At 54.0% G+C, this 24,095-nt stretch carries 21 protein-coding genes; 4 read left to right on the top strand and 17 right to left on the bottom strand.

Annotated elements, in window-relative coordinates; all coding sequences use genetic code 11:
• Positions 1-8 precede the first annotated feature (8 nt).
• From SJI19_RS20425 to SJI19_RS20380, 10 genes are all read right to left on the bottom strand, one after another.
• On the bottom strand, positions 9-3,128 hold the full coding sequence (locus tag SJI19_RS20425; RefSeq protein ID WP_323480106.1) for an efflux RND transporter permease subunit: 3,120 nt from the start codon (positions 3,126-3,128) through the stop codon (positions 9-11).
• Entirely contained in the window at positions 3,125-4,660 is a 1,536-nt protein-coding gene (locus SJI19_RS20420; RefSeq protein WP_323480105.1) for an efflux RND transporter periplasmic adaptor subunit, read from the bottom strand. Before SJI19_RS20420 ends, SJI19_RS20425 begins: the two co-directional genes overlap by 4 nt.
• Complete coding sequence (locus SJI19_RS20415; RefSeq protein WP_323480104.1) at positions 4,657-5,907, bottom strand: TolC family protein; 1,251 nt, start codon at positions 5,905-5,907, stop codon at positions 4,657-4,659. Before SJI19_RS20415 ends, SJI19_RS20420 begins: the two co-directional genes overlap by 4 nt.
• An 11-nt stretch (positions 5,908-5,918) precedes the next feature.
• Entirely contained in the window at positions 5,919-6,323 is a 405-nt protein-coding gene (locus SJI19_RS20410; protein WP_323480103.1) for a copper-binding protein, read from the bottom strand.
• A 76-nt stretch (positions 6,324-6,399) separates the two neighbouring features.
• Positions 6,400-6,822: a hypothetical protein gene (locus tag SJI19_RS20405; protein ID WP_323480102.1), complete on the bottom strand. Its 423-nt coding sequence runs from the start codon at positions 6,820-6,822 to the stop codon at positions 6,400-6,402.
• Between the two features lie 590 nt (positions 6,823-7,412).
• The gene (locus tag SJI19_RS20400; RefSeq protein WP_323480101.1) at positions 7,413-7,739 is read right to left on the bottom strand and encodes a helix-turn-helix transcriptional regulator; all 327 of its coding nucleotides are present in this window, start codon (positions 7,737-7,739) and stop codon (positions 7,413-7,415) included.
• Complete coding sequence (locus SJI19_RS20395) at positions 7,720-8,100, bottom strand: type II toxin-antitoxin system RelE/ParE family toxin (protein ID WP_323480100.1); 381 nt, start codon at positions 8,098-8,100, stop codon at positions 7,720-7,722. The genes SJI19_RS20400 and SJI19_RS20395 overlap by 20 nt, the downstream gene beginning before the upstream one ends.
• 225 nt (positions 8,101-8,325) lie before the next feature.
• Positions 8,326-8,790: an anaerobic ribonucleoside-triphosphate reductase-activating protein gene (gene nrdG, locus SJI19_RS20390; protein ID WP_323480099.1), complete on the bottom strand. Its 465-nt coding sequence runs from the start codon at positions 8,788-8,790 to the stop codon at positions 8,326-8,328.
• Positions 8,791-8,797: 7 nt separating this feature from the next.
• Positions 8,798-10,936, bottom strand: a complete 2,139-nt coding sequence (gene nrdD / locus SJI19_RS20385) for an anaerobic ribonucleoside-triphosphate reductase (RefSeq protein WP_323480098.1) — start codon at positions 10,934-10,936, stop codon at positions 8,798-8,800.
• Positions 10,937-11,329: 393 nt separating this feature from the next.
• Complete coding sequence (locus SJI19_RS20380; protein ID WP_323480097.1) at positions 11,330-12,991, bottom strand: alpha,alpha-phosphotrehalase; 1,662 nt, start codon at positions 12,989-12,991, stop codon at positions 11,330-11,332.
• A gap of 559 nt (positions 12,992-13,550) precedes the next feature.
• On the opposite strand from SJI19_RS20380, the gene mgtA reads away from it, so the two are divergent.
• Positions 13,551-16,265: a magnesium-translocating P-type ATPase gene (gene mgtA / locus SJI19_RS20375; RefSeq protein ID WP_323480129.1), complete on the top strand. Its 2,715-nt coding sequence runs from the start codon at positions 13,551-13,553 to the stop codon at positions 16,263-16,265.
• A gap of 113 nt (positions 16,266-16,378) precedes the next feature.
• Here the strand turns inward: mgtA and SJI19_RS20370 are convergent, their stop codons facing one another.
• From SJI19_RS20370 to SJI19_RS20355, 4 genes are read right to left on the bottom strand one after another with little or no spacing between them, the layout of a single operon-like run.
• On the bottom strand, positions 16,379-17,116 hold the full coding sequence (locus tag SJI19_RS20370) for a proteasome-type protease (protein ID WP_323480096.1): 738 nt from the start codon (positions 17,114-17,116) through the stop codon (positions 16,379-16,381).
• Positions 17,117-17,140: 24 nt separating this feature from the next.
• Positions 17,141-17,959 carry a transglutaminase family protein gene (locus SJI19_RS20365; RefSeq protein WP_323480095.1) on the bottom strand — a complete coding sequence of 273 codons (819 nt, stop codon included), beginning with the start codon at positions 17,957-17,959 and terminating at the stop codon, positions 17,141-17,143.
• Entirely contained in the window at positions 17,956-18,885 is a 930-nt protein-coding gene (locus SJI19_RS20360; protein ID WP_323480094.1) for an alpha-E domain-containing protein, read from the bottom strand. Before SJI19_RS20360 ends, SJI19_RS20365 begins: the two co-directional genes overlap by 4 nt.
• The gene (locus SJI19_RS20355; protein ID WP_323480093.1) at positions 18,879-20,315 is read right to left on the bottom strand and encodes a circularly permuted type 2 ATP-grasp protein; all 1,437 of its coding nucleotides are present in this window, start codon (positions 20,313-20,315) and stop codon (positions 18,879-18,881) included. The genes SJI19_RS20360 and SJI19_RS20355 overlap by 7 nt, the downstream gene beginning before the upstream one ends.
• A gap of 259 nt (positions 20,316-20,574) precedes the next feature.
• On the opposite strand from SJI19_RS20355, the gene vapB reads away from it, so the two are divergent.
• Both vapB and vapC read left to right on the top strand, forming a co-directional pair.
• Complete coding sequence (gene vapB, locus SJI19_RS20350; RefSeq protein WP_323480092.1) at positions 20,575-20,808, top strand: type II toxin-antitoxin system VapB family antitoxin; 234 nt, start codon at positions 20,575-20,577, stop codon at positions 20,806-20,808.
• A complete protein-coding gene (gene vapC, locus SJI19_RS20345) occupies positions 20,808-21,209 on the top strand; it encodes a type II toxin-antitoxin system tRNA(fMet)-specific endonuclease VapC (protein ID WP_323480091.1) in 402 nt (133 codons plus the stop codon). Before vapB ends, vapC begins: the two co-directional genes overlap by 1 nt.
• A gap of 41 nt (positions 21,210-21,250) precedes the next feature.
• Here the strand turns inward: vapC and ridA are convergent, their stop codons facing one another.
• The 3 genes from ridA to pyrB form a co-directional block, all read right to left on the bottom strand.
• A complete protein-coding gene (gene ridA / locus SJI19_RS20340) occupies positions 21,251-21,637 on the bottom strand; it encodes a 2-iminobutanoate/2-iminopropanoate deaminase (protein WP_323480090.1) in 387 nt (128 codons plus the stop codon).
• A gap of 78 nt (positions 21,638-21,715) precedes the next feature.
• Positions 21,716-22,180, bottom strand: coding sequence for an aspartate carbamoyltransferase regulatory subunit (pyrI, locus tag SJI19_RS20335; RefSeq protein WP_323480089.1), 465 nt, complete (start codon positions 22,178-22,180; stop codon positions 21,716-21,718).
• A 10-nt stretch (positions 22,181-22,190) separates the two neighbouring features.
• The gene (gene pyrB, locus SJI19_RS20330; RefSeq protein ID WP_323480088.1) at positions 22,191-23,129 is read right to left on the bottom strand and encodes an aspartate carbamoyltransferase; all 939 of its coding nucleotides are present in this window, start codon (positions 23,127-23,129) and stop codon (positions 22,191-22,193) included.
• Between the two features lie 387 nt (positions 23,130-23,516).
• Here pyrB and SJI19_RS20325 point away from each other — a divergent pair, with 387 nt between their 5' ends.
• Entirely contained in the window at positions 23,517-23,984 is a 468-nt protein-coding gene (locus SJI19_RS20325) for a YhcH/YjgK/YiaL family protein (protein ID WP_323480087.1), read from the top strand.
• The last annotated feature ends 111 nt before the right edge of the window (positions 23,985-24,095 follow it).

Genomic DNA, 24,095 nt, shown 5'->3' with positions numbered 1-24,095 from the left:
CATCCTGATCACCCCTTTCGGTGCATCAGCCGGTATAATGCCGGGATCACCAACATCGAGAGCAGCGGTGCGCTGACCATACCGCCAATCATTGGTGCCGCGATCCGTTGCATCACCTCCGATCCGACGCCGCCGCCCCACATAATAGGTAACAACCCGGCCATGATGGTTGCTACCGTCATTACCTTGGGCCTGACGCGCAGTACCGCCCCTTCGCGGATCGCTGCCAGCATTTGCTGTTCGGTTAATGGTTCAGAACCGGTGCGTTGGTGCTCCATGGCATGATTGAGATAAAGCACCATAATCACCCCAAACTCAGACGCCACGCCCGCCAGGGCGATAAAACCCACCGCTGCCGCCACCGACAAATTGTAATGCAGTAGATACAGCAGCCAGACGCCGCCAATCAATGCAAAGGGCAGGGTACCCATAATCAGCAACGCGTCCCGCACCCGCCCAAAGGTGACGTACAGTAGAATGAAGATGATTGCCAGGGTAAAGGGCAGCACAATTTTCAGCTTGGCACTGGCCCGCTCGAGATACTCAAATTGACCGGACCAACTTAACGAGACGCCCTCCGGCAGCTTGACTTGCTGGGCGACTGCCCGCTGCATATCCTCCACCGCCGATTTTAAATCCCGGCCGCGTAAATCCACATAGATCCAATCGGACAAACGGGCATTTTCACTTTTGAGCATCGGTGGGCCGTCGCTGACCCGAACATCCGCCAGATCGGCCAAGGTGACCAGTGCTCCGCTGGCGGTCACTACCGGCAAATCCCGTAACTTTTGCACGGAGTCCCGTAACTCCCGTGGATAACGTAGGTTAATAGGAAACCGTTGCCGGCCTTCAATGGTTTCACCGATATTATCGCCACCCACCACCGATGCCACGATGGATTGCAACTCCGCCACCGATACGCCATAACGGGCTGCGCGTACCCGGTCGATATTGATATCAATATACCGGCCGCCATTCAGCCGCTCCGCCAGGGCAGATGTGACGCCCGGCACGGTTTTTACCACCCGTTCGATGTGCTGCGCCACTGCCGCTATTTGATTGATATTATCGCCGTTAACCTTAATACCCACCGGGCTTTTGATCCCGGTGGCCAGCATATCTAACCGATTGCGAATCGGTGGTACCCACACGTTGGCCACCCCCGGTAACGACACGGCCTGATCAAGTTCCTGTACCAGCTTGTCGGGGGTCATGCCCGGTCGCCACTGTTCCTTTGGCTTGAAGTGAATAGTGGTCTCCAACATGGTCAATGCCGCCGGGTCGGTGGCGGAATCTGCCCGGCCCGCTTTACCGAACACCGTGGCGACTTCCGGCACGGTTTTTATCAAGCGGTCGGTCTGCTGCAACAGTCTTGCCGCCTCGCGCGCGGAAATACCCGGTAGGGTGGAAGGCATGTAGAGCAGATCCCCTTCGTCCAACGCCGGCATAAATTCCGTCCCCAAACGGCTCAAGGGGAATAAGGTTGCTATTAGCAGTGCCAAAGATAAGGCCAAGGTGGTTTTCGGCCAGGCCAATACACGCTCCAGCAAGGGTTGGTAAAGTCTGATCAACCCCCGATTGATGGGATTGGCGTGCTCATCGGGGATGCGGCCGCGAATAAAATACCCCATCAGCACCGGTACCAGCGTAATACCCAGACCCGCAGAGATCGCCATGGCATAGGTTTTAGTAAACGCCAGAGGGCCAAACATTTTACCCTCCTGCGCTTCTAAGGAGAAAACCGGGATAAATGACAGCGTAATAATCAGCAGGCTGCAAAATAGCGCTGGCCCCACTTCGATGGACGCCTGGGCGGAAATCCGCCAATAATCTTCGCTCCCCGGCGTTTGTCCAGGGTGCTCATGTCGCCATCGTTCCAGGACCTTATGCATATTTTCAATCATGACAATCGCCGCGTCCACCATGGCGCCGATGGCGATGGCAATCCCCCCCAGCGACATAATATTGGCGTTGACCCCCTGATAATGCATTACGATAAAGGCACCGAGAATACCCAATGGCAGAGTGATAATCGCCACCAACGCCGAGCGGAAATGAAACAGAAACAGGCTGCAGACCAGGGCCACCACGATAAACTCTTCCACCAGTTTGTGTGACAGCGTGGTCATTGCCTGTTTGATAAGCGTAGATCGATCGTAGACCGGCACGATCTCAACCCCGGGTGGTAAGCTGCGACGGAGTTGGTCGAGTTTTTGTTTTACGCCATTAATGGTTTCCAGGGCATTTTTACCATAACGCATTACAACAATGCCGCCGGCAACCTCGCCCTCACCGTTGAGCTCCGCCACGCCGCGCCGCATTTCCGGTCCGAGCCTTACGCTTGCCACATCGGCAAGCAATATCGGGATACCGCCACGAGAGGCAATCACGATATGTTCGAAATCCGCTGGTGTTCTCAAATACCCGGCGGCGCGCACCATATATTCGGCTTCGCTCATTTCCAAAACCGAACCACCGCCCTCCTGGTTGGCCTGTTTGACTGCGTCGATAATTTGCTGATGGGAAATATTCAGCGCGCGCAAGCGATCGGGTTTAAGCAGAATCTGGTATTGGCGTACCATGCCACCGACGCTGGCCACTTCCGAAACGTTTGGCACGGTTTTCAGTTCAAACTTCAACGTCCAGTCCTGGATGGCGCGCAGATCGGCCAGGCTATGGCGGCCGGTCTTGTCTACCAGCGCATACTCATACACCCAGCCAACCCCGGTGGCGTCCGGGCCAAGGCTGGCCTGGGCCTCAGCCGGCAAGGTTGATTGCACCTGACTGAGATACTCCAGCACCCGCGAGCGTGCCCAGTAGGGGTCGGTGCCGTCCTCGAATAAAATATAAACATAGGCATCGCCGAACATCGAAAACCCGCGCACCGTGGTAGCACCGGGAACCGACAGCATGGTGGTGGTTAAGGGATAGGTGACCTGATCTTCCACCACTTGCGGGGCCTTGCCGGGATAGCTGACACGGATAATGACCTGTACATCGGACAAATCGGGCAACGCATCCACCGGCATCCGCTGCAGGGCCCATACCCCCCAAGCAGCCAACATGACGGCGCCTAATAGTACCAACAGCCGATTACGTAGCGACCAGCGGATAATAAAGGCAATCATTTGGCGCTCCTTAGGCCCATCATTTGGGTAATTTGCGCGCCATTATCATCGAGAGTGAAATGGAACATGATATGGGATCCGACGGTGATACCGTCAGGTAGCCCCGTGGCCGGCAGGGTAAAATCCATGGTCATCGGCGGCCATTTCAGCTTCGCCACCGCCTGGTGGGATAGGGTTACCCTATTGCCGTGCACCGCATCGATCACCCCTTGAGTCGTGTATTCCTGCGGTTGAAGGGCAGGTAATGCACCCAGACCGGGTGCCCCCGATGGGGTGCTGTCTGCCGTATCACCGGCCATTTGCGGCAAGGCGCTGCGCAGGCTGGCTTCCGAATCAATCAAGAACTGACCGGATGTCACGATACGATCCCCGGCAGAGAGGCCTTGGCGAATTTCAACCCACTCACCGAACTCCTGCCCGGCGGTCACCTTAACCGGGGTGAAATGCCCGTCGCCCTTGGCCAGCAGCACGGTATTTTGGCTGCCGGTCTGGATCAGGCCATCCAGAGGAATCGCCAGTACGGGTTCACCCGATGTGGCGTGGGCCAAACGCACATTAACGTACATACCGGGCTGTAACCGGTGATCAGGATTCTCAAGTGCAATGCGTGCTCGATAGGTCCGGGTCGCGTTGTCCAATACGGGCAACATCTCTGTAATGCGACCGTGAAAATGCTCACCCGGCCAGCGTGACGTGGTGGCGTCAAGCTCGCTGCCTTGCGCTACGGCACCGGCCTGGGATTCGGGATAATCCACGACAACCCAGACCGGATCGAGCGAAGACAACTCAAACATCGCCTGTGACACGCTGACCTGACTGCCTTCTCGCACCGCCAATCGGCTGATAAATCCTTGTTCAGGCGCACGAATGTCGATCCGCGTTTGTGGCCGGCCAGTTTTTTCGATACCGTGGATAATATCTTCCGGCATAAACAGCAGTTGCAATCGTTGCCGCGCAGCTGCGCTCAGCGAGGGATCGCCCAGATGGCGTATCGCCAGATATTCCTGTTGGGCGGCGCTCCATTCGGGGATCCAGAGTCTGGCCAACGGCTGGCCCTTGGTGACCTGCTGCTGCTCGGCGCGCACATATAACTTTTCCACCAGACCATTGGCGCGGGCCGGGATAACCCGTATCCCACGGTCGTTGATCGTCACAGTGCCGAACGCCTCAAAAGGTGTACTAAGGGTGCGTGGTTCTGCCGTGGCCAAGCGGACACCGAGATTCTGTTGCTGGCGGGCACTGACGGTCACACCATCATCCGACCCGGCCTCATTGGCATAACGTGGCGTCAGCGGCATGTCCATAAAGGGTGATTTTCCAGGTTTATCAAAGCGTTGACTTGGTGACATCGGGTCATACCAGTAGAGCACCCGCCGTGCGCCGCCCTCGGCCTGGGCTGCATTGGTGGCCGATGGTGTGCTTGTGGGACGGCGTAAAACATAGCCGGCGACAAAGGCGGCCGCCAGCGCGGCCAGGGCCAAGATGATGATTATGACCCGTTTGGTAGCCGTACCGGTTGTTAAGCGGGTCATAGGGTTTTCTCCTGCGGGATAAGGTATTGGATGGCGGCCCAGTTTTGCGCCACTTCCCGCGCTGCGCGGTTTTCATTTAATTCACTTGCCAGTAGCGCGCGGCGGGCGGCCAACAACTCGGTGAGTGTGGCGCTACCACTGCGGTACTGTGCCTGGGTCAATTGCAGCCGCTGCGTTTGCAGCGGCAAAACCTCATCCTTTTGTCTTAACCAACGGGTTTGCGCCGCCTGATATTGAGCCACCAGCGTATCGAGTTGCGCGGTATGGTCGCGCACCGTCAACGCCAGTCGATCGTTGGCTTCAAAGATTCGCGCCCGGTCCGCTGAGTGATCTTTATCCTGGCGTTGCGACTGGAACAGGGGTAAATCCACGGTAAACATGATGCCGGCGACATCATCTCGCCCGGCGTCGCGCTTGCCGTAATAGACGTCTATTCCGACATCCGGTATGGCTGCCACTGCCGATTGTGCGGCGCGCGCTTGGGAGACTTGCGCCTCGCGTCGGGCCTGCACTATTTCTGGATGCTGGGTAATACCCTGGGTCAAGACCGTCGGATCCGCCGGAAGACGTTCAAAATGCGGTAGGTGCCCCTCGGTCTGAATGCGTGTAACACCCGTCAACTGGGTTAACCGCGCCTGCGCCACCGCCACATCCCGCTGGGTGTCGGTTAACGCATCTCGCATATCAATGACCACCAGTCGTCGCTCCAATACTGCGCTAGCGCTGCCTCCGCCGGCTACCGCCGCGCGCTGCACGGCAATTTGCCGCTCGCTTTCCGCCACTACGTTTTGCGCCGCCGTCACCGCTTTCTGAGCCAGCGCCAATTCCAACCAAGCTTGGGCAGTGTCTCGTTGCAGCCCGGCACGCAGGTTTTGATAACCGGCGGCGGTAGCGGCCGCTTGCGCGCGAAAGGCATCGGCTTTTCGTTCGCGTTTGGTACTGCTGACATACTCCTGCATCAACCCAATACGCTGCATGGTCATGTTCTCGCGGGTGAATCGACGGGCATTATTGCCGTCTACCGGTAGATTATCGATACCGAACTTAAGCTTTGGATCGGGCAGTTGCATGGCGGAATCCGCCTGGTTTTCCAGCGCCTGTCGTTGATGGAGATTAGCGGAAAGATCCGCTGAATAATGTTCGGCCAAGGTCAGCGCCTCATCCAGCGTCATTTGCGCCGCGGGTGTCGCGGTGGAAATGAACAGCATGAGGGCCAACCACGCCCGAAGGGAGCATGGTTTTAACATAAGACCCTCGCTTAAGGCTGAATGGGATGGATGGCGGTGAGCGAATAACCCTGGTCGTCCTGGTGGAAACTGAAATCCACCTCGGTACCGCTGGCCAGCGGATGGGCAGCCAGCGCTGGAGGCAGGCTGAACGTCATGGTCATCGGTGGCCAGTTAAGAGAGGGCACGGCGTGGTGGGCAATGGCCACACCCTGAGCATTCCAGCGTTTGATGGTGCCCTGGGAATGGTATTCCTCTGTGGTGCTGGGGACAGTGGTATTGGACGGCGTCATCATACCGCCATCAGAGTGCATGTCGGCAATATCGCCCATGCCACCTTGGTGATGCATATTGGGCATGGTGGCCATATCATCGGCCAGAGCGGGCAAGGTAAAGAGGGAGAGCGTTGAGACGATAATAAAAAATACAGTGCGCATTAAGTTAATTCCTGAACATAAGTCATCCACTGCCGCGGCATAACATGCGCGGCAACCCTTGGCGTTATGTCAGGATCTATAAACGGAACCGGCAGAACTGAATCTCTGCCGGAGGCCCTGCTATGGGCGGTGCTAGCCAGGCGATGGCCTGGATACGGGGTTCATTTCGCCATTCGGCGATGTGCAGGTCAGTGTGGCTGGGTAGGGCGACAGAAGGTGCATGCTGGCTGTTTTTTTGCTCGGAATCCGGCACGCAATGCTTATCGCACAGTAATCCGGGCGCAGCGATCTGCTGTGGGGATGGCATGTCGTCATGCAACATACGCTGCGTATGTTCAAGTGTCGCCGGCAGCGCGGTAATGGGCATCGAACATTGATGGCTGGCGAGGGCCATCTGGGTATTGAGTAATAACCAAAAGGATAACAAAATCAAGGCAAATACCCGCCGCCTGCGGCAGCGTAGTTTTACCATGAATTCAGTGACCCGTTTAGCCGACAATCAACATCCCTCATATACCCGTCATCTTTCGAACCGCAGGTGCGTTGGCTGCACTCTTTCACCCGAATCACTTACTAGAGTAAGCTCATCGGGTTCTTTTGCTTGCCGCCTTCCTGCAACTCGAAAGCTATAGGGTCTACCCGTCATCTTTCGAACCGCAGGTGCGTTGGCTGTGCGCTATCACCCGAATCACTTTAGAGTAAGCTCATCGGGTTCTTTTGCTTGCCGCCTTCCTGCAACTCGAAAGCTATAGGGCCTACCCGTCATCTTTCGAACCGCAGGTGCGTTGGCTGTGCGCTATCACCCGAATCACTTACTAGAGTAAGCTCATCGGGTTCTTTCGTTTACCGCCTTCCTGCAACTCGAAAGCTATAGGGTCTACCCGTCATCTTTCGAACCGCAGGTGCGTTGGCTGCACTCTTTCACTCGAATCACTTACTAGAGTAAGCTCATCGGGTTCTTTTGCTTGCCGCCGGTCTTGTCCGGCGGGCTTAAGTAAACGCGAAATGGCCGGTTCCGTTATTGATGCACATCAACATTAATCTCTCAATGTAACCGGTTGCCGGTTATTTGCCTATCGGGTTAACCGCTCAGGCAGCGGAAAAGGTCAACTGGCCGATGCTATGGTTACTGGGCTTAATGCTGATCTCAATGTCATAGCCCAGGCGATTAAGGCATTCCATTAGCTTTTTTTCAGAGATATTAAAAAATTTGCCGTTATAGAGTGCGGAAACCCGCGCCTGAGGCAGATTCATGCGTTTGCCTGCTTCGGTTTGGTTTAATCCCAGCAGGTCGATGGTGCCGATGATTCGAGCTGCAATATCGGCCTTAAACTGTAGCTCTTTGGCATCAGCAAGGTCTAAATCGGCAAAAACGTTACCTGATCCGATTTCATAATCAGCCTGGTGTTGAGTCATTATGCATCTCCTGATAAATTTTCCTGGCCATGCCGAGACGAGACTTTATAAGGTCAAGATCCGTCTTCGGGGTTGCTATCCCTGATTTGGATTTTTTTTGCATGCAATGCAGTACAAACAGGACGTCTTTACATTTTACGGTGTATATCGCGCGGTAAGCATTACCTCCATCATCCTCGACGATTTCAAGGACCCCTGCGCCTGAGAAGCCCTTTAACGGTTTTGCTTGAGCGGCTTTCATACCCAACTGGGCGAGATAAAGCGCATAACCAATTGATTTCGCGACATCATCAGGCAGTGATTGCAAGGCTTTTTTGCTGCCGGCAAGCCACACCACGGGTTTTAGCGCGTTAATGTTCATACTGTCGATCATCCTTGAATTGGCGTTGAGATTATTACATAACTGATATAAAGTCAACGTCCTTTTTTCTTCGCCAATGTTTTAACGCAAAACGTTGACGTGAGGGCAAATCCTGAGAGGGTTGACGTGTGGTTTGCGGTTAAGCCTACAACGCCGAGGAAACAGACATGGCGTTGCAGGGGACACTGTGCGGACGATCTGGCTTTTGTTTTTTACCTGCGGCAATCAACGCAGCTGGTGAACCACCTGATTGCTACTGCCGCGCCAGACAAGCGATGGGTCGCGTAATTCTTGCATAAACTTGCCGTCGATCAAGACATGGATCAACCCCAGCACCTCTTGTTGAGCGGCGTTAAGCTCTGCCAGGGTATAACCGGTCCAGACCCAAATATCTTTGCCAGGGCACTCATCGTGTATGCGTCGTACCAAATGAAGTACGCTAGGCACATTTTGCGGATGCAGTGGGTCACCGCCCGACAGTGACAACCCCTGACGCGGGATACGCGTGTCCTGCAAATCGCTTATGATCTGGTCTTCCATTGCCTGGGTAAAAGGCACGCCGGAATTCACCCGCCAGGTGCTTTTGTTATAACAGCCCGGGCATTGGTGCTCGCAGCCAGCGACAAACAGCGTGCAGCGCGTACCGCGACCGTTAATCACATCTACAGGGTAATACTGATGATAATTCATGAGATCATCAACCCAATTGCCCGCTGGGCAGGTGTTTCACCCGTCGTTTCACCTCTTCTTGCTTACCGGCGTTAAACGGGCGGGCATCGGGGCTGCCGAGATAACCGCATACCCGGCGGGTGACCGACACCTTGGCGGGGTTGTGGTTACCGCATTTCGGACAGGTAAAACCTTTGCTGGTGCAGGAAAATTCGCCGGTAAACCCACATTCATAGCATTCGTCAATCGGCATATTGGTACCGTAATAAGGCACCCTGGTATAGCTATAATCCCAAACGTCTTCCAATGCTTTCAGGTTATGTTGCAGATTGGGGTATTCGCCATAGCAAATAAACCCGCCGTTGGAAAGGGGCGGATAAGGCGCCTCAAAATCCAGTTTTTCATACGGGTTTACCTGCTTTTCCACATCCAGATGGAAGCTATTGGTGTAGTAGCCTTTGTCGGTGACGCCCTCGATGACACCAAATTCTGCCGTATCCAGACGGCAAAAACGATCGCACAGGTTTTCACTTGGCGTACTGTAGAGACTGAAACCGTAGCCGGTCTCTTCTTTCCAGCGATCGGTGGCTGCCTTAAGATGGGCGACAATCGCCACAGCTTTTTCACGCAACCGCGTATCATCAAAAACATGAGTCTGGTCGCCGAATAGCGCATTAATGGTTTCATGCACCCCAATATAACCCAGCGAGATCGACGCCCGGCCATGTTTGAAGATTTCCGCGACATCGTCGTCGGCTTTTAAGCGCACGCCGCAAGCCCCTTCCATATACAAAATGGGCGCGACCCGGGCTTTAACACCGTCGAGCCTGGCAATGCGGGTCATCAAGGCTTTTTTGGCCAAGACCAGACGCTCATCCAACAGTTGCCAAAAGCGAGTTTCATCCCGTTTAGCTTCCAGGGCGATACGCGGCAGGTTCAGGCTGATAACACCCAAATTATTGCGGCCTTCAAGGATCTGCTGACCGTTTTCCTCGTAAACACCAAGGAAACTGCGACAGCCCATGGGGGTTTTGAACGAGCCGGTCACCTTGACCACCTGATCGTAGTTCAGGATGTCAGGGTACATACGCTTACTGGCGCACTCCAGGGCCAACTGCTTGATATCGTAATTCGGATCGTTGACCTTGTGGTTCAAACCGTCGCGAATCGCGAACACCAGCTTCGGGAATACGGCGGTCTTGCGATTTTTACCCAGGCCGGCAATCCGGTTGCGTAGTATCGACTGTTGGATTAAGCGCGATTCCATGCTGGTGCCCAGACCAAAGCCAAAGGTGACAAACGGCGTTTGTCCATTGGCGGTATGCAAGGTGTTAACTTCATATTCCAGTGATTGGAAGGCGTCATAACACTCTTTCTCCGTGCGGGAGCGGGCATACCCTTGTGCATCGGCAATGTTCCACTGTGTGGCGGTATTACAGTGCTTGTCGTAACTGGCGGCGACGTAAGGCGCCAGGACTTCATCAATACGGTTAATGGTGGTGCCGCCATAGATATGGCTGGCCACCTGGGCGATAATCTGTGCAGTTACCGCCGTGGCGGTGGAGATGGAGCGGGGTGGCTCGATCTCTGCATTGCCCATTTTAAAACCCTTGGTCAGCATACCTTCCAGATCGATCAACATACAGTTGAACATCGGGAAAAAAGGCGCGTAACCCAGATCATGGTAATGAATTTCGCCACGTTCGTGGGCCAGTACCACCTCGCGAGGCAGGATATGTTGCTGGGCATAATGTTTGGCGACGATGCCGGCCAGCAGATCACGCTGAGTGGGGATCACCTTACTGTCTTTATTGGCGTTTTCATTGAGCAGCGCCATATTGCTTTGCTCAACCAGTCCGCGAATTTCCTGGTTAAGACGGCCACGCTGCTCACGGGCAACATCCCGATCGTGACGGTACTCGATGTACAGACGGGCCAGGGTCTTATGGGGACCGGCCATCAGCTGGTTTTCCACAGCATCCTGAATATCGCGGATATCCACATGGGAGCGCGAATTCATCTGCTGGCCCACCAGGGCGGCGACGGTGGCGCAGTAATCATCATCTTGCACCCCGGCGGCTTGGGCCGCGTGTAAAATAGCCTGATAAATCCGTTCTTCATCGAAATTAACCTGACAACCGTCTCGTTTAATCACTACCGGTTTCACGATGGGACTCCTTTGGGTGGGTTAAGGTCTCGCCCCTCTTGCCGATATGCCCTATCGTGACGACGACGGGTGTGATAACTATCGGTAGGCGAAAAAACACTATATATAGTTTGATAAAGTTTATTTTACTACTAGATGTAGAGTATGGGCCATGGAAAAGTAACAAAACTTGACCTTGCTCAATAAAAAACACCCCCGGATGAAGTGTTGTACAGGGTGCTTTTTAAGCGGAAAAGAGGGCGTTATGATTTATGCTACTGAAAATAAATCATTAAATTTTGTATCGCCGATGTGAGTGGCAGAAAAAAATATTTATCGAGATTCTCGCGGTATTTTGGCGCGGGTTAGTGTATAGCGTGACGCTCTGAAGAGGCTGGTCATGGCGCAAGGTGCTTATGGTGCGTGCAGCCAATAAACCGCCTCATAGGGGCGCAGCGTTAACGCGTGTGGCCGATCGGGCGTATCACAATAGTTGCTTATCAGCCGCCGCCAAGTGCCGCAATAGGTATGGGCTGGTTGCCATGCTTGGGCTTGGTTGCTTAAATTCACCAATACCAACAGGTGCTGGCCGAGCCAGGTACGTTGATAATGCCACAGTGCCGGATGGGTTGGACTCAGGTCGCGATAATCGCCTTGCGCCAGGATTGGCAAGGTTTTGCGTAATAATATAAGTTCCTGATAACAATAAAAAACTGACGTTTTGTCCGCCAACGCGGCTTGAGCATTGATGCTGTCGGCATTGTCGCCACGCTCAATCCACGGGGTGCCGGTGCTGAAACCGGCGTTCGCCCCGGCCTTCCATGGCATCGGTGTACGGCCATTGTCGCGGGATCGGGCGGCCAGAATGTGCAGCAGTCGGATGGTATCAACGCCTCGTGCTACGCCCTCGTGGTACATGGTCAGGCTCTCCACGTCCCGGTATTGATCTATATGGGTGAAATGGGGATTGGTCATGCCCAGTTCCTCACCTTGATAGATAAATGGCGTACCCTGCATCCCATGCAAGGCCATCGCCAGCATTTTGGCCGAGACCACCCGCAGCGGGCCTTCATCACCGAAGCGGGAGACAATACGCGGCTGGTCGTGGTTACACCAAAACAGGGTGTTCCAGGCACGGTTATGCATGCCGCGCTGCCAGCGGTTGAAAATCTGTTTGAGTAGCACATAATCCGGGGCGGCCAAGGCCCATTTTTCACCGTTACGGTAATCCACCTTAAGATGATGGAAATGGGCGACCATCGATAATTGACTGCCATTAAGGTTGGCATAGTGCCGGCATTTGGCCAGGGAGGTGGAGGACATCTCACCCACCGTCGTCAATCCGTAGGGCGAAAAAACCTCCGTGTTCATTTCCCGCAAAAAATCCTGAACCCGTGGCCGGTCGGTATAAAATGGTCGGCCATCGCCCAGCGGCGCGTCGGGTAGCCGTGGGTGTTTTGATATGACGTTAATCACGTCGAGGCGCAGGCCGTCGATGCCGCGTTCGGCCCAGTAGCGGCAAATGTTTTTCAGCTCAGCGCGCAGCGCCGGTTGCTCCCAATTCAGATCGGCTTGTTCGCGCGAATAAAGGTGTAAGTAATATTGACCGTCCGGCCCAGAACGACGCCAGGCGCTGCCGCCAAACTTGGATTGCCAATTATTGGGTGGGCCGGCATCTTTGCCGTCGCGCCAGAAATAATAAGATCGATGGGGATTACCGGGCGTCCTACCCGCCTGAAACCAGGCGTGGGCAGTGGAGCTGTGGTTGAGCACCATATCCAAAATAATACGCATTCCGCGCTGATGGACAGCGGCCACCAGTCGATCAAACTCGGCAAGCGTACCGTACGCCGGGTCAATGGCATAATAATCGGCAACGTCATAACCGCTGTCCACTTGCGGGGAGACAAAGATCGGGGTGAGCCACAGCGCATCTACGCCCAGCTGGTGCAGATAATCCAAGCGACGGATGATGCCGGCTAAATCGCCGCAGCCATTGCCAGTGCTGTCCTGGAAGCTTTTTGGGTAAATCTGGTATATCACCCCGGTACGCCACCAGGCATCCTGCGTTGTCATGCTAAGCGCCCGTTGCAGTGATTCGACGTCGCAAGTCGGTTGCGCGCACGTCGTTCGATAACGAAAAAGGGGTCATTCCCCATGGCGTTATAGTACGAAAAATCTGTCGAGTAGACAAAAAATACGCCGCAATCCGTGAAGTTGTTCGGTTTATTCAATTAACTGCATGTTGTTTATTTATCGTTGATATTTTCGGTCGTATAGTCCGCAGGAATATAGTTATCCCGCTGATAATGAATGCCGCTACCGAATTGCCATCATCAAATGATAGCGTATATCACAGCTTACCACCCTAAAGACGTTTTCACCTTAGGGACAGCGGTATCGTCGGCTGCGGTCGTGTTTGCCCGCCACAGTCAGTTTTTCCTGTTTTACCGGAGGTGTATCACCCATATGGACCCTGCACCGAGTTCTGATCGACATTCGCCCATCCGGTAAGCATTGCCTCATTGTTGGTGCTGGCTTACCGGATGATAAACGGTAAGCGGAAGCACGCCCTTCTGCTGCTACGATTTTTTGCCCATAACCGGTATACACCGGTCATAGGCAGGGATATGGCATCATGCTAAAAATTATTTCCCGGCGGTTACTCACCAAAGTATTCCGTCATCTCCCGCGACGTCTATTCCAACGTGATGTGATGTTGGATGGACTGAAAAAACCAGAGGGTCGGGGTATCCCGGCGGTGCTGACCCGTACCTGCCTGACGTGCGCCGCGGCCACCGCAGCGGAGCTGTATACGCGTTTCGCCAGCAGCGAACAGGGCCTTAATGCGTTGCAAGCTGCCTCAGCCGGAGAACGCTACGGGCGTAATACCGTCGCGGCCGAGCTGCCGCTGCCTTGGTGGCGGCATCTTTGGTTATGCTATCGCAACCCGTTTAATATTCTGCTGACGGCATTAGGCATCGTCTCTTACGGTACCGACGATAGCGTGGCGGCGATGGTCATTGCCCTCATGGTCATGATTGCCACGTTGCTTAATTTTGTGCAGGAATTACGTTCTAACCGGGCCGCCGACGCGCTGAAAAAAATGGTGAGCACCACGGCGACGGTACTGCGCAGTGATATTCCCGGCGGCGATGCCACCTGGCGAGAAATCGCCATCAGTTGGCTGGTGCCAGGCGATATTATCAAATTGTCCGCCGGGGATATGATCCCGGCGGATGTACGGATTTTACATGCACGGGATGTGTTTATTGCCCAGGCGGCGTTGACTGGCGAAGCGTTGCCGGTGGAAAAAAACGCACTGCCCATCGCGGTGCCGGTGAGCAATCCGCTGGAGTGCGCCAATCTGTGTTTTATGGGTACCAATGTGATCAGTGGTACCGCCCGGGCCATAGTGATCGGTACCGGTGATACGACCTGGTTTGGCCAGTTAGCCAGCTATACCACTCTCAACGCGGCACCGCCGAACGCATTTCAACTGGGGATAAGTCGCGTCAGCTGGTTATTGATCCGCTTTATGTTGGTCATGACGCCGATAGTGTTGCTGGTAAACGGTTTTACCAAGGGTGACTGGTGGGAAGCTGCGCTGTTCTCGCTCTCGGTCGCGGTGGGACTGACCCCGGAAATGTTGCCCATGATCGTGACATCTACCCTGGCCAAAGGGGCAGTACAACTATCACGACAAAAGGTGATCGTCAAACGTCTGGATGCTATTCAGAATTTTGGCGCGATGGATATCCTTTGTACCGATAAGACCGGCACCCTGACGCAAGATAAAATTGCGCTGGAATGCCATACCGATGTTTACGGGGTTCGTAGTGATCGGGTCTTGCAGTGTGCCTGGCTCAACAGTTTTCACCAGACAGGATTAAAGAATCTACTGGATAAAGCCGTACTGGAAAGCGTTGCTGATCATCATCCCTCTCTGGCCCAAGCCGATTGGCGGAAAATTGACGAAATTCCTTTTGATTTCGAACGGCGGCGGATGTCGGTCATTGTCGCCGGCGAGGATGGTCTCCCGCAGTTGATATGTAAAGGTGCGCTGGAGGAAGTGCTCAGCGCATGCACCCGGATAAGGCACGGTCATGCCATCATCCCGATCGAGCCCGGCGTAATGGAACATATCGCCAAGGTTACCGGTGAACTGGCGCGCCAGGGACTCAGGGTGGTGGCGGTGGCCAGTCGGGTAATGGCGCAAGAGCGCTGCGATTTCAGCCGGCTGGATGAGTCAGACCTGATTCTTGAGGGTTACATCGCGTTCCTCGACCCGCCGAAAGAGAGTGCCGCTCCGGCCCTGGAAGCACTGGCGCACCATGGGATCACGGTCAAGATCCTCACTGGCGATAACGAACGGGTGGCGGCTAAAGTGTGCAAGGACGTGGGATTATCGGTTAGCCGAATACTCATCGGCAGTGACATCGACGCCCTGAACGATCGACAACTGGGTCAAGCCGCTCTGGAAACCGCGGTATTCGCCAAGCTGACGCCGTTACAAAAGGCGCGGATTGTCGGTGCATTGCGTCATGAGGGGCATGTGGTGGGTTTTATGGGCGACGGCATCAACGACGCCCCGGCGCTACGGGCAGCGGATATCGGTATTTCAGTGGATTCAGCGGTGGATATTGCCAAAGAGGCGGCGGATATCATCTTGCTGGAAAAAAGCCTGATGATCCTGGAGCAAGGGGTGGTGGAAGGCCGTCGTACCTTTATCAATATGATGAAATATATCCGTATGACGGCCAGTTCCAATTTTGGCAATGTGTTCAGCGTATTGGTAGCCAGCGCCTTTTTACCTTTCCTGCCCATGCTGCCGCTGCACCTGCTGGTACAGAATTTAATCTATGACATTTCACAAATTGCCATCCCGTTCGACAAAGTGGATCACGATCAGCTGAACCGGCCACAGCACTGGCGCAGTCGGGATCTGGGCCGTTTTATGGTATTTTTCGGCCCAATCAGTTCGATCTTTGATATTCTCACGTTCTGCCTGATGTGGTGGGTGTTCAAAGCGAACAGCGTCGCGCAACAGACCTTGTTCCAAACCGGCTGGTTTGTGGTGGGCGTATTGTCGCAGACGTTAATTGTGCACATGCTGCGTACACGCAAAATTCCCTTTTTGCAGAGTCGTCCGTCCTGGGCCTTGAGCCTCACCACCCTGACGGTCATGATCGTCACCATTGGCATGCTGTTTACCCCGGTGGCCGGTTTTCTGCATCTGCAGACACTACCACTGGGCTATTATCCTTGGCTGGTGGTGATTCTGGTCGGTTATATGGCCTTGGTGCAGGCGATGAAGGGGTGGTTTGTTCGTCGTTACGGCTGGCAATAAAACCCTGGCCGGGCAGTGGAACAAGCCATTGCCCGGCGTCGGCATACCCGGTGGGCGTGGGGGACGCACAACGAGGTGCCGGGTTTACGCGTCATCGGCCGGACGGCGCGGTCTTATTCTTCGGTAAGTTTAAGCGGCGGCAACTGCAAAAAAGTGTTTAATAACCCTTCGGCCCAGGCTTTGCGGATGGTGGCGAAATAGGGGTGCTGCTCGGTAATGCGGTACTGCTCATCGCTGGCAAAGCTGTCGCGGCGATAGATCATCACGTCGAGCGGCAGGCCCACGGACAAATTGCTGCGCAGCGTGGAATCGATGGAAATCAATGCGCAGCACATCCCTTGCTCAAGCGAGGTGTCGAACGAGAGCACCCGATCGATAATCGGCTTGCCGTATTTGCTCTCGCCAATTTGAAAGTAAGGGGTATCCTCGGTCGCCTCGATAAAATTACCCTCTGGGTAAATATGAAACAACCGCGGCCTTTCTCCTGCAATTTGCCCGCCCAACAGGATGCTGCAGCTAAAATCGGTGCTGCTACCGCTTTGCTGCGCGCTGCTGTCGCGGTAAATCACTTCCCGCACTGTTTCACCCACCAGGCTGGCGGCGTCAAACAGTGTGGGCACGTTTAATAGATTTGGCCGGTCCATCTCGTTGGCCCGCAGGTGCAGCAGGTTAATGATGCTCTGGGTGGTGGCCAAATTGCCGGCGCTTTGCAGCACCAACGTACGTTCACTGTCCTGATGCAAGACATGCAGTTTACGGAAGGTGGAAATATGATCCACTCCGGCATTGGTGCGGGAGTCGGAGGCAAACACCAGCCCACCCGACAGGCGCATCGCTACGCAGTAGGTCATAAATGCACATCCTTTAACATGACTTTATTGTTGTTGCCCACCGGACTGTTGATCCTCAGTTTGTTCCACTGTCGCTTGCGAATACATCTCTTCATAACCTCCGCCGATACGCGAACCCCGAACCGGACAGGCATCAAGATAATCGAAACCGACCGCAAGTTTCAAATGCTGACTGGGGTTGCAGGTATTATTTGTTATGTCAAAACTTTGCCAATGTTCATTTAGCCACACTTCCACCCATGCATGCATCGCCACATGTTTGGTATCTTCACTGTAAATATACCCGCTTACATAGCGGGCGGGAATACTCAAGCTGCGGCAGCAGGCAAGAAACACATGGGCATGATCTTGACAGACGCCGTGCTGGGCGGCAAAGACTTTGGCGGCAGAATCTTGCACGCCGGTGGCCCCGGGGGTATAAGGCATGCGCTGGCGCAGCTCAGCCATCAGTTCGCGCAGACTCTCGTTTGCCGCCGATATGCGGTAATAACGCGCGGCAAAGGTGCGGATCGCTTCGTCAGCCTGGGTCAGAGGACTGGAACGTAAAAAAACCAGCGGTGATAATGGTCCGCACTCCTCGGGAATGTTTTCACTGTCATCGGCAATTTCCACCACGCCTTTCGCCCGGATGGCGATAACCTCATGCGGGCGGTCAAGGGTCAGCACATGTTGCAGATTACCAAACCCATCGGTGACCTGCGTTGCCTGCTCCGGTAAGTTGAGCGACCACTCCAGGATCCGTTGCCGCGCAGTGTTTTGCGGCGTCAGACGCAGATACTGGGTGCTGAATTTAACTTCATTATCATAGCGATAATGCGTCAGGTGATCGACGGCCAGTTTCATAGCGCCTCCAGATAGGTATGGTTAATACTTTCTGCCAAGGCGTTGATTTTGCCCTGGAACTGTATCATATAGGCCTGTAGACCGGGTTCCAGTACCTCATCGAGGGTACTAAAACGCAACTCGACATGCAGTGTATGCGCCAGACGGCGTGGCCCGTTGGCCCGTTGGCCGCCGATGCGTTCCAATTGTTGCACCAGGTCACCAACGCAGGCACGCAGGGAGCGGGGCATATCGTTGCGCAATACCAGTAATTCGGCCACCGTTTCGCGGCTAATGGGATGATTGTACAGACTGTGGTAAGCCTCCCGAGCGCTGACGGCGCGCAGCAGGGTATCCAGACGATAGTATTCCCGCACGGGATCAGACTCGGGATCCAACTGCTGGTTTTTCACACCGAGCAACTGTGCGGTGGCGTACGCCCGTTCAATCAGCGTACCGAGACGGATAAAACACAACGCGTCATTTCGCAACAGTGTGCCGAACATCGCACCGCGAAACAGGTGAGCCCGTTCCTTAACCCAATCAAAAAACGCATCGGTACCCACTTTTGCCACGCCTTTACTGCGCATCAGCTTCATTTCAATCCAGGTGGCGTTAATGCTTTCCCACACTTCGGAAGACAGGCTGCCGCGCACGGCATGGGCATTATTCCAGGCCATTTCAAAGCAGCTGTAAATACTGCTGGGATTGCGCGGATCGAGAGCGAAAAAATTCAGCAGATTCGGCATGGTCAGACGGGCATAATGCTCTTCGAACAGCGCATGACCGCCGGTCAGGTTCAGCGGCAGGGTTAAATCTTCATTCTGCTGGCTGCGGATCGGCATCAGGGATAATTTGTAGGTGACATCGAGCACCCGTGCAATGCTTTCAGCCCGTTCCAGATAACGGGCCATCCAATAGAGTTCGCTGGCGGTTCTGCTTAGCATTGATTATCCTCCATAACCCAAGTGTCCTTGGTGCCGCCGCCCTGTGATGAATTCACCACCAGCGATCCGGCATTTAGCGCGACCCGGGTTAATCCGCCCGGGATGAGCCGGATCTCGTCGCCAGTCAGGGCAAACGGTCGCAAATCAATATGGCGCGGCGCCAGCCCTTCCTCGACAAAGGTGGGACAGGTGGAGAGCGCCAGCGTCTCCTGCGCGATGTAATTACTCGGGTTGGCCAGCAGCCGTTGGCGGAACTCGGCCAGTTCGGCCCGCGATGCTTTGGGTCCAACCAACATGCCGTAACCGCCGGCACCGTGCACTTCTTTCACCACCAGCTGTTCCAAATTGGCCAGCACATAGGATAACGCGCTCGGATCACGACACTGCCAGGTGGGAATGTTACCCAGGATCGGTTCTTCAGACAGGTAGAAACGGATCATCTCGGGCACATAGGGATAGATGGATTTATCGTCCGCCACCCCGGTCCCGAGTGCGTTGGCCAGTACCACACCGCCGGTGCGGTATACCGACAGCAGCCCCGGCACGCCAAGCGTGGAGTCGGCGCGAAAAGCCAGCGGGTCGATATAGGCGTCATCAATACGCCGGTAAATGACGTCGACTTTGCATGGCCCTTCGGTGGTGCGCATAAACACCACGCCTTGTTTAACAAACAAATCGGCCGCTTCTACCAGTTCGACGCCCATTTGCTGAGCCAGGAAGCTGTGCTCAAAATAGGCGCTGTTAAAACGACCGGGCGTCATCACCACCACCGTCGGATCCACCACCGCCGTACTCTCGCGCAGGGTTTGCAGCAGTTCGAATGGATAGCGTTCAATGGCGGCGATATGCTGGTTGGCAAACAAATCCGGATAGAGCCGCATCATCATTTTGCGATTTTCCAGCATATAAGAGACCCCGGATGGGGTGCGCAGATTGTCCTCCAGCACATAATAATGACCATCACTGTTGCGCACCATGTCGGTGCCGACAATATGCGCATAGGTATTATTGTGCAGGTCGACCCCCTGCATACAGGGTTGATACTGTTCGTTGGCCAGCACCTGTTCCGCCGGCACGATGCCCGCTTTGAGAATGTGCTGTTGATGATAGATATCGTAAAGAAAGGCGTTCAGTGCCTGGACCCGCTGGCGAATACCGCGATCCATCCAGGCCCACTCCTTGGCAGGGATAATCCTCGGCACGCTGTCAAACGGGATTAATCGCTCGGTGCCCCCCTCTTCGCCATAGACATTAAACGTAATCCCCACCCGGTGGAACAGTAGCTCGGCCTCTTCTTTTTTCTGCACAATGGCTTGCTGATCGGCCTGCTGTAACCATTGCCAATAGGCATCGTAATGACCGCGGTGCGAACCGTCAGTCGTGACCATTTCATCAAAAAATGGCGACCCGGAAAGATTGATTTTTATCATCGGTTTACCTTTGCTGGCCCATCAACGCAGATAATAGCCTTATGCATAAAGCGCGCCAGTTGGCAGCACGTTGCCAAAGGCACAAACGATGCGCTGTGACGAGAATACGCGCTGTTTTGGTGCGGTCCGGGCAGGGGGGTATTTTTTCTAACCAAAAGAGGGCATGAGGTTAATGAGTGGGCATGATATATACGCTTGCTATATACAATTTTTTTAGTACAATTATGATAACGAAAAGACTTAACGTGGGGGATGGATAATGACGCACAGTACGGTGTTTATCAATAATCGCTCACAGGCGGTGCGTATTCCTGTTGAATTGCGCTTTGCCGATGATGTAAAAATTGTAAACGTCAGGACGGTAGGTAAGGATCGAATTATTTCCCCTGTAGAAAGTACCTGGAATAGTTTTTTTCTCACCGATCCGGCGGTATCAGACGACTTTATGGAAGAAAGATCGACTCAGGAGCAACAGGAGCGTGAGCCTTTTTAATGTTTAAATACATGCTTGATACCAATATCGTGATTTACGTGATCAAAAGACGGCCATTGGAAATAATGGACATTTTTAATGCCAATGCAGGGATAATGGTCATTTCGTCAATCACGCTGGCCGAGATGCTGCATGGCGTGGAAAAAAGTGCAGCAGTGGCGCGCAACAGGTTAGCTGTGGAAAATTTTGTTTCGCGATTGACCGTATTACGTTACGACGACAAAGCGGCAATGCACTATGGTGATATACGTGCTGATCTTGAACGAAAAGGGACACCTATCGGTGTTAACGATATACATATTGCAGCCCATGCCCGCAGTGAGGGCCTGATTGTCGTGACTAATAATATGTGTGAATTCAACCGGATTAACGGTCTAATGGTAGAAAATTGGCTTAACTGATGCCAATGTGGGCACGCCTTATCCAGCGCGCCCGGTGGTATTTATCCGCGCACGGCAATAGCTTCAATCTCGATTTGCACATCTTTCGGCAGACGCGCCACTTCCACACATGAACGGGCTGGGAAGGGGGCGTTATGCTCGGTGAAAAACGCCTCATAGGTGGCGTTAACGGTGGCAAAATCGTTTAAGTCTTTCACGAATACCGTGGTTTTTATAATATTGGCCACACTTAAACCGGCTGCTTCGACGATCGCCCGGACATTCTCCAGCGATTGGCGGGCTTGAGCGGCAATATCCGCTGCGACCAGACCGGTTTTGGGGTCGACCGGAATCTGTCCAGAGGTGAAAAGCATATTGCCAAGGTCTACTGCCTGGACATAGGGCCCGATGGCTGCCGGGGCGTTTTCGGTACTGATAATACGGGTCATGCTGGCTCCTAGTGTGTTGATCAAGATATAAAAAAGCGTTGCCGGCTAGTATAAGGACTCACGCGGCTATTGCCCAGCTCAAGAATGTTGAATCACCGCCTGATGCTCGAACTCTTTCTCACAGTATTTGCATTGTAAATGCACCTGATTGCCACGGCTTTTCACCGTGAAGCCAGAGGCAACCGGCTCACTGCGACTGATACAGTTGCTGTTAGGGCAGGTCAGGACGCCATCGATCCGATCAGGCAGCGACAGGGTCAGCTTGCGTACCACTTCGTAGTTATCAATGCGGTTCACGGTCGCGTGCGGGGCATACATTGCCAACTGGTTAGCTTGTTGCTCGGTCAGAAAAACGTTCTCAATCTTGATCAGATCCTTTTTGCCCAACTGATTGGACGGCAGATTTAACCCGATGGTGATCCGTTGATCGGTCGCGGTCAGTTTAAACAGCGTCAGTAGCTTAAAGCCCACCTGCGCCGGGATATGGTCGATCACCGTGCCGCGATTAATCGCTTCGACCTGCAATTTATTATCCTGAGTCATATATACCCCCTTAACCTGCAATCTGTTGATCGTTAAGCACCAAGGAGAGCAACGCCTGGCGCGCGAAAATACCGTTGCCCGCCTGCTGGAAATAATAAGCATAAGGCGTAGCGTCAACATCATGGGCGATTTCATCAACCCGAGGGAGCGGATGCAGCACTTTCATATTCTCCCGTGCCTGGTGTAAATCTGCGGCGCACAAGACAAACTGCGCCTTGACGTTTGCGTACTCCGACGGGTCCAATCGCTCCTTCTGCACCCGAGTCATATACAGAATGTCCAGATCAGGCACCACCTCTTCAATAGAGGCGTGCAGGCTGTATTCAATCTCTTTTTCCGCCAGCATGTTGAGTATATAGGTCGGCATGGCCAGCGCTTCGGGCGCAATGAAAAAGAAGTGATTACCGGTAAATTTGGCCAGTGCCTGGGTCAAAGAGTGGACAGTGCGGCCATATTTCAGGTCGCCCACCATCGCCACGTTAAGATTGGAGAGCCGTCCCTGGGTTTCTTGGATGGTAAACAGATCCAGCAGGGTTTGCGTGGGATGCTGGTTGGCGCCGTCGCCCGCGTTGAGGATCGGCACACCACCGGAAAACTCGGTGGCCAGACGTGCGGCTCCCTCTTGCGGATGGCGCATCACAATAGCGTCAACGTAGGTGCTGATAACCGATATGGTGTCTGCCAGGGTTTCGCCCTTTTTGCCCATGGACGTATTGCCCGCGTCGGGAAACCCCACTACTGAGGCACCTAAGCGATGAATGGCGGTTTCAAATGACAGCCGGGTGCGGGTGGAGGCTTCAAAAAAACAGCTGGCCACGACTTTATGCTTTAACAGTTCCGGTTGCGGATGGGCTTTCAGGCCGGCGGCGGTTCGTAGCACCAGCTCCAGCTCCTCGCGGTTCAGGTCATTTATGGAAATGATATGCTTTTGATAAAGTGGACTAGCCATGATGGTTCCTCCTTACGGATGACGGTGACGCCTTTCTCTGACGCAAGTTTAGGGCGCGGCTGGAATATTGCGCAAAAAAAAGCCCCTCAATGAGGGGCCGGTACTGAAATAATAAAACGGGCAACGGGAGCAATGATGGCAGTTGACTGCCAACGGGCAGAGGGCAATCGTCATGGGTATCGAAGATCATGCTGCTGTACATTGAACCTCCCGGCAAACTGCCCGGAATTATACGCGTGTGCCCAAGTAGTTCAAGGGCCAACCTGCCGATATTCGTCAATAAGCAAACGATTGGCTAGTTAATAAAAATAAGTGTTAAATATCTCTCACTTTGGCCTGTGTACCTGTTTTATAATGAAACGTTATTTCATTTTTTAAGGAACAATTATGATCACTGGTAACATCCACCACCTCGATCTGGTGCCCTATCTGCCGGCCAAGTTGCGTGAAGCGATTGAATATGTAAAACAACATATCACCACTGAAACGCCGCTGGGCAAGCATGACATTGACGGAAATCAGGTCTTTGTCCTGATTTCTAATGACAGTACCGAAGCGCTGGAAAAACGCCGCGCGGAGTACCATGCAAAATATCTGGATATTCAAATTATCCTCAATGGCGTGGAAGGCATGACGTTCAGTAACCTGCCAGCAGGAAAACCTGATACCGACTGGTTGGCAGATAAGGATATTGCCTTCTTGGCGGCAGGCGAACAGGAAAAGCAGTTTGTCATGCACAACGGTGATTTTGTGGTGTATTACCCGGGTGAAGTTCACAAACCGCTGTGCGCCGTAGGCGCGCCGGCCCACGTGCGTAAAGCTGTGGTGAAAATCGACGTCGCGCTGGTCAGCTGATGCCGCAGGCTAACGCACGCCCGTTAGCCTATTGAGACCGTACCGGCAAGGGCGGGGGATGTTATCCCCGCGTTAATCCATCGTCCTGGCCGGATCGCTCAAGCCTAGCAA

The sequence above is a fragment of the Acerihabitans sp. TG2 genome, assembly GCF_035013185.1.
Lineage (GTDB): Bacteria > Pseudomonadota > Gammaproteobacteria > Enterobacterales > Enterobacteriaceae > Acerihabitans.
This window is presented reverse-complemented; position numbering and strand designations above follow the sequence as displayed.

Excerpts from the sequence above, each read along its gene's own strand:
- SJI19_RS20410 (WP_323480103.1), bottom strand. The coding sequence starts at position 6,323 with ATGCGCACTGTATTTTTTATTATCGTCTCAACGCTCTCCCTCTTTACC.
- SJI19_RS20380 (WP_323480097.1), bottom strand. The coding sequence starts at position 12,991 with ATGACAACGCAGGATGCCTGGTGGCGTACCGGGGTGATATACCAGATT.
- pyrI (WP_323480089.1), bottom strand. The coding sequence starts at position 22,180 with ATGACTCAGGATAATAAATTGCAGGTCGAAGCGATTAATCGCGGCACG.
- SJI19_RS20395 (WP_323480100.1), bottom strand. The coding sequence starts at position 8,100 with ATGAACATTAACGCGCTAAAACCCGTGGTGTGGCTTGCCGGCAGCAAA.
- SJI19_RS20370 (WP_323480096.1), bottom strand. The coding sequence starts at position 17,116 with ATGACCTACTGCGTAGCGATGCGCCTGTCGGGTGGGCTGGTGTTTGCC.
- SJI19_RS20360 (WP_323480094.1), bottom strand. The coding sequence starts at position 18,885 with ATGCTAAGCAGAACCGCCAGCGAACTCTATTGGATGGCCCGTTATCTG.
- vapB (WP_323480092.1), top strand. The coding sequence starts at position 20,575 with ATGACGCACAGTACGGTGTTTATCAATAATCGCTCACAGGCGGTGCGT.
- nrdG (WP_323480099.1), bottom strand. The coding sequence starts at position 8,790 with ATGAATTATCATCAGTATTACCCTGTAGATGTGATTAACGGTCGCGGT.
- pyrB (WP_323480088.1), bottom strand. The coding sequence starts at position 23,129 with ATGGCTAGTCCACTTTATCAAAAGCATATCATTTCCATAAATGACCTG.
- SJI19_RS20425 (WP_323480106.1), bottom strand. The coding sequence starts at position 3,128 with ATGATTGCCTTTATTATCCGCTGGTCGCTACGTAATCGGCTGTTGGTA.
- ridA (WP_323480090.1), bottom strand. The coding sequence starts at position 21,637 with ATGACCCGTATTATCAGTACCGAAAACGCCCCGGCAGCCATCGGGCCC.
- SJI19_RS20355 (WP_323480093.1), bottom strand. The coding sequence starts at position 20,315 with ATGATAAAAATCAATCTTTCCGGGTCGCCATTTTTTGATGAAATGGTC.
- SJI19_RS20415 (WP_323480104.1), bottom strand. The coding sequence starts at position 5,907 with ATGTTAAAACCATGCTCCCTTCGGGCGTGGTTGGCCCTCATGCTGTTC.
- vapC (WP_323480091.1), top strand. The coding sequence starts at position 20,808 with ATGTTTAAATACATGCTTGATACCAATATCGTGATTTACGTGATCAAA.
- SJI19_RS20365 (WP_323480095.1), bottom strand. The coding sequence starts at position 17,959 with ATGAAACTGGCCGTCGATCACCTGACGCATTATCGCTATGATAATGAA.
- SJI19_RS20420 (WP_323480105.1), bottom strand. The coding sequence starts at position 4,660 with ATGACCCGCTTAACAACCGGTACGGCTACCAAACGGGTCATAATCATC.
- SJI19_RS20400 (WP_323480101.1), bottom strand. The coding sequence starts at position 7,739 with ATGACTCAACACCAGGCTGATTATGAAATCGGATCAGGTAACGTTTTT.
- SJI19_RS20325 (WP_323480087.1), top strand. The coding sequence starts at position 23,517 with ATGATCACTGGTAACATCCACCACCTCGATCTGGTGCCCTATCTGCCG.